The sequence below is a fragment of the Vibrio sp. S9_S30 genome, assembly GCF_014694455.1.
GTDB lineage: Bacteria > Pseudomonadota > Gammaproteobacteria > Enterobacterales > Vibrionaceae > Vibrio.
This window is the reverse complement of record NZ_JAAUWT010000051.1, coordinates 1-4,699: the sequence shown is the minus strand read 5'-3', so window position 1 is coordinate 4,699 and position 4,699 is coordinate 1. Positions and strand designations below refer to the sequence as shown.

Genomic DNA, 4,699 nt, shown 5'->3' with positions numbered 1-4,699 from the left:
AATTCAGCAGTAGCTTGAAGTTCTAAAGAAAATTCAGACATAAAAAATCGGTCCCAGATACATATCTGGGACCGATTATGAAGACTATTAAGGATCGTTCAAGAGTCTTAAACGATCGGCATTAACCAGACTGACCTACTTTGCAGATCCCGCAATAGGCTTCACTTGAACTTCATACCCGGTCTTTTCTTTGATGACTTCGATCGCTTCATCGAGGGGCATCTCAGCATCGAGTAGCGTTGATAGCATTCCAATTACTTGCTTAACGTTAAACGACTCCTCTTCTGGAGCCTGGAAGCGTGATGCCGGCCACTTGGTAAATCTTTTATAGTAGGTGCCGTGGTAAGGGCCAAACGCTAACGGCTCCACTTTCTTTAAGGGCTTAGCATTCTTAGAGTGTTTGGCTATCTCGGAGAACATGACCGAACTGGTTTCGCCCATAACGAAAACGTCTTTGTCCGTTGTTGCAAACCACTTTGCACATAGGGCGGCGGTATCATCACCTCCAACGGCACAGGCTGGAATACCTCGAGCTATTAGCAAGCTTGCTAACACTGGATCAGCTACAACCACCAGCCAACGGTTGCGTCGATGAACAGGATGGTGAATGTGACAAGGGAGGAGTGAGTCGCCATATACAAACCGCTTAGGCTTGCTCTCTAGAATTGAGCCTTCATAACCCCACAAAAGGACATCGTTGCGCCCGTTAAACCAGGGAACAACCACACCACCTTTCATCCCTTTGATAGACTGAAAAAGACCTTATGGTAGTCTGCCGTCCCACGCATTGATCAGAGCATCCGGGGAAGGTAACTTCCCAATTGGTGCCTTAACCAACAGCTCCTTTGTCCACCCACACTTTTCGAGTTCGCCAACTGCATCTTGGTCATTGGTGAGCCACAAACGAAGCTGAGATAAGAGCCAGGCAGCGTCAACTTTCGGCTTCTGCTCCTTCTTTACCTTCTGTGCATTGGGCTTCTTTACTGGTGGCTTTTGAGGGTTTAACACATGCGAAGGGATAACAACACTCAGTTTGTTAGCTATTGCATCGACGGCAGTTTCTTCCGTGTGCGCTCCAGTTACTACCATCGCATCGAGTAGATCCGTCTGCTCTTTACAGGCTGTACAGGTGACGATGGCTGCCCCGAAATAGTGGTAAGCGCTATGGTTCCAACAAGTAGGGTAAATCAACTCACAAGATATGTTGTCTTGACGTAAAACCGGCCGCAGCTCTTGCAGCAGTTTACAGTCAAGGAGGTTCAACTTTGGATACAGCTTACCAGTAACAAATTCTCTAAGTTTTTCATTCACAATCATGCCCTCGCCTATACTACTTCGAGTTAAACAAATGGCGTTGCAACATTAAACAGGACGTATAAATGATGAGCGTTTTGATATGTTATGTGACACAAAGTTTCATTCTACAAGGTGATTTACAACAAGTTTTCTCTGTTTACATTTTGTACCACGCCGCATTTTCAGTGAGCTGTGAGCCGATTTTCTCCCCTTACAGAGTCGAACTTAATCCCCACGCATTCCGAAAAAATTATTCATAATACACACCATGAACTGCCGAATTAGACTTGGCAAGTAACGGAGATGGCTAGGCTTCTCAAGAGCTTAGGTGTAACGAGACAACATTTAAAAATCGCAATAATATTTTTCACTTTGTTGACTCCCTCCTTGCTCTTTCTTGACTCACAGAGACGATGAAAGGTGCAAGCTGGTACGGGGCGGAGATCTTGCGGCAGTAGAACTGATGATGAAACGGTAATTTATGGAATTAGCAAATAGTAATGAACAAGAGAGGCCTCCTTTGGCGGTAGAAGATCGTGTTTTAGAAGCTCTCAAGCGAGGGCTTAATGTTGTAGCGTCGATCCGCGGTTTCAGAGTAGCTTTAACGCCTGTAGTATTTTTCTACATCGAGCTGACTGCCATAGACACACACAATAATGATCAAGAATTTGAGATAGGGTTTTGGCCTAGGATGACAAACGAACTGTCTGTTGCAGAAGAAACTCTAAAAGAAATTAAAATCGCTCACCCGGAAGTGCAGCTTCTGCACATGAAAGACCCAGTTTTTTTGAGGAAAGATGATAATCAAGTCGAGGCTGGGACCGTTGGGGCAACTTCACTTGCCCCAGTTACAATGCCGCGCTATTTCATTACCCGAACCACTTGCTGGTTCGGGTAATGCCCACAAAAATACTCAATCGAGTATTCCTTGCCTGTACCAAGACTGAGCTGCCATCCAAGCTACAGCATATCTTTGTTCCATCTGCTAGAGTCGAAGTGATCTGATACTCAGGTGAAACCGGTCGAACATGCAGGCAACTCAGGCTGTCCGATTCATCGCGCCTTTCTGTAAGTGCCTCCCTCACATCTCTTTTTGACCACTCTTGATATTCTTCCGGCAAGAAGACGCCAAATGACAAACCAGACTTCCCTAGAAAGGTATCGACGTTATAGTTATGGGCAGCATTACTGGCTATGTCCTTAGCAAACACTGCGATCAGGACACCTACAGCAATAGCTTTGGCATTAAGAAGCACACTCACAAATGGTCCTTCGCATTTAAAATTGATGGGATTATATTCTCACACCGCACAGTTTGTAAGTAACAGACTCATTGAGAACACAAGAAATCGGAATGGATGTTACCATATTTAACGCTGAATATTGACAGGGTAAGACTTTATTAGTATTGTAAGCGAACTACAGAAGCACCCTCCTTTCTTGTTCACGCTTCTTAGTACCTACCCGGCTTCCATGACCCTTTTGAGCCACGAGAACGCCCCGGCATTGTCGGGGCGTTTTTGTAACTATTGCAAAGACGAATGAAACACCTGACCAGCCATCCAAAGTCTTTGTTCCTCTACCACAGGTTTCCAGGCTACTTCATACAGGCATGGTAAACCTGAACGACGGGTAATCCTCGAGCTGTCGAAGATCAGTTGGTGAAACTTCGCGTCTTGAGCCCCTACCTTGCCCGAGTGTTGATAGAAAGATGTGGTTTCGTAGTTAAGCCCGTATTTGATGGCTAACTCAGGCATGATTACGGCGAATGTGGTCTTAGAAGTAACAAACGCCTTTGGCAGGTTTAACTTGATGATGTCATCTTTCAGGTCTGATTTCTCTTTGCGCTTGAGTGTGCGACCAAGTTCCAGTTCCTTTTCTTCTACTCGAGCTTCAAGCATTTCTTTGACTACCTTTGGTGGTAGCAGTTTCTCTTATTCTTTCATGGCGATCAGCATGCAGCCATTAGCGGCATGAACAAGCGATTCACCACCTTCCTTCAACGTTGGTGCAACCCAGCCGATTTTCTTTGAGTCGTGATCTCCGCATGGAACAAACTGGTTTTCCTTCAACCGTTTTTCCAGTTCGGCAGCATCAAGAGCAAAATCACGATTGAAGGTGTAAGGGACAAGGTTTTTAAAAAACATATTGGTACTACTCATTTCATTGTTTGTTCATGCCAGGGCTTGCCCGGGCGGTAGATTGATAGAATGACTTGGGTTGCTAATCGCGCAAATCACATGATTTAGGGAGGCCTGTTTCACTGTCGTATAAAGCAACTGGTCCACCGCCGTACCTTCTTGAGAGTGTTTGGTTGAGGTACAAGACTTCATTTATGCAACGCAAGTCGTAATCACCAAAGTAGTCTTGATAGGTAAGGCTACCTCTCTGATTACACAATTTTGCTTTGCCATTGGGGTCAACCATTGGGATCTCTCGATAACGAAACATCGTGTAGTAGACCCCTTGAACACACTCTGCCCCCAATAAGTGCCGCCTCTTCTCTTCTCCGGCCGGCAACGGTGGCAGCTTGTCCAATTCTGTTGGTGTTTGCACAACGGTCTTCCTTGCAAGTTCTTTCCGTTGCCTCTCTCTTATCTCATCTTCATGCATGCTGTGGAGTGCATACCCACCAACCACTAAGGCGATAAACAAACCGCCAACTACACGCCCGCTTTCATTGATTTGCAGAAATCGAGATTTCTTCTGGTACAAGAGACTCCTCCTTTGGTGTTCATAAGCAACTCTCCGAGGCATGACCAACCTCTTGCTAAGCAATTTCAACCACATAGGTAGAGGGATCCACCAGCAGTACAAACGATTCAAGTATGTTGCCATATGATTGCGCTTTATTAACGCTTATTATAGAATTCGTGGGAGATTTTTACAATGGAGAGAAATATGTCACCTTGGCTAAGCGCACTGAGCGCACTTGACCGACGACTTAGTGTTGACCAACTAGATTTAAGCCACTATCGAGCACTTTCATTTGTCCACGAGATGAACGACGTAACTGATGACGCATTAGCTATGTTCATCAGCAACAATGAGAACATTAATGCTGGCCACAATGTTATCGAACACTTGATGAGTAGACAGTTACTTGAGCGTGAGGAGGATACAAACAACATAATCCTAAGTGATCATTCAAAGATGGTAATTGATGAGATTTATCGCTTGTGCCCGTCCCGCCTAACAAAGCCACTGTTTACGCCGCCAGAGCGTTAAATGGTACCGGGCGCTCAACCTTGGCGACCATGTTTCCTTTCACTAATAAACCTGAGTTCTGGATAAGGAAATTCGTTAGGAAGGAACTAATGGCTCGTTCCGAGATCAGATCATTGACTAAATATATAAGATCTCAAAGGAACGAGCATGGATAAGTTAATAGAAACATTTTGTG

At 45.1% G+C, this 4,699-nt stretch carries 6 protein-coding genes and 1 pseudogene; 2 read left to right on the top strand and 5 right to left on the bottom strand.

Annotation, left to right across the window (positions count from 1 at the left end):
• Window positions 1-135 precede the first annotated feature (135 nt).
• Window positions 136-726, bottom strand: a complete 591-nt coding sequence (locus HC752_RS23545) for a hypothetical protein (protein WP_190337627.1) — start codon at window positions 724-726, stop codon at window positions 136-138.
• 36 nt (window positions 727-762) lie between these two features.
• Window positions 763-1,317, bottom strand: a complete 555-nt coding sequence (locus tag HC752_RS23540; RefSeq protein ID WP_190337626.1) for a hypothetical protein — start codon at window positions 1,315-1,317, stop codon at window positions 763-765.
• Window positions 1,318-1,777: 460 nt separating this feature from the next.
• Here HC752_RS23540 and HC752_RS23535 point away from each other — a divergent pair, with 460 nt between their 5' ends.
• Complete coding sequence (locus tag HC752_RS23535; protein ID WP_190337625.1) at window positions 1,778-2,194, top strand: hypothetical protein; 417 nt, start codon at window positions 1,778-1,780, stop codon at window positions 2,192-2,194.
• On the opposite strand, the gene HC752_RS23530 is transcribed toward HC752_RS23535, so the two are convergent.
• The 3 genes and pseudogenes from HC752_RS23530 to HC752_RS23515 all read right to left on the bottom strand — a co-directional run bounded on the left by HC752_RS23530 (window position 2,166) and on the right by HC752_RS23515 (window position 4,011).
• Window positions 2,166-2,558: a hypothetical protein gene (locus tag HC752_RS23530; protein ID WP_190337624.1), complete on the bottom strand. Its 393-nt coding sequence runs from the start codon at window positions 2,556-2,558 to the stop codon at window positions 2,166-2,168. The two genes, HC752_RS23535 and HC752_RS23530, sit on opposite strands and share 29 nt — an antisense overlap.
• 264 nt (window positions 2,559-2,822) lie before the next feature.
• A pseudogene (locus HC752_RS24885) lies at window positions 2,823-3,443 on the bottom strand (recombination-associated protein RdgC).
• Between the two features lie 76 nt (window positions 3,444-3,519).
• Window positions 3,520-4,011 (bottom strand): hypothetical protein, encoded by a 492-nt coding sequence (locus HC752_RS23515; protein ID WP_190337621.1) that lies wholly within the window; start codon window positions 4,009-4,011, stop codon window positions 3,520-3,522.
• A 186-nt stretch (window positions 4,012-4,197) separates the two neighbouring features.
• Here HC752_RS23515 and HC752_RS23510 point away from each other — a divergent pair, with 186 nt between their 5' ends.
• On the top strand, window positions 4,198-4,524 hold the full coding sequence (locus HC752_RS23510) for a hypothetical protein (RefSeq protein ID WP_190337620.1): 327 nt from the start codon (window positions 4,198-4,200) through the stop codon (window positions 4,522-4,524).
• The last annotated feature ends 175 nt before the right edge of the window (window positions 4,525-4,699 follow it).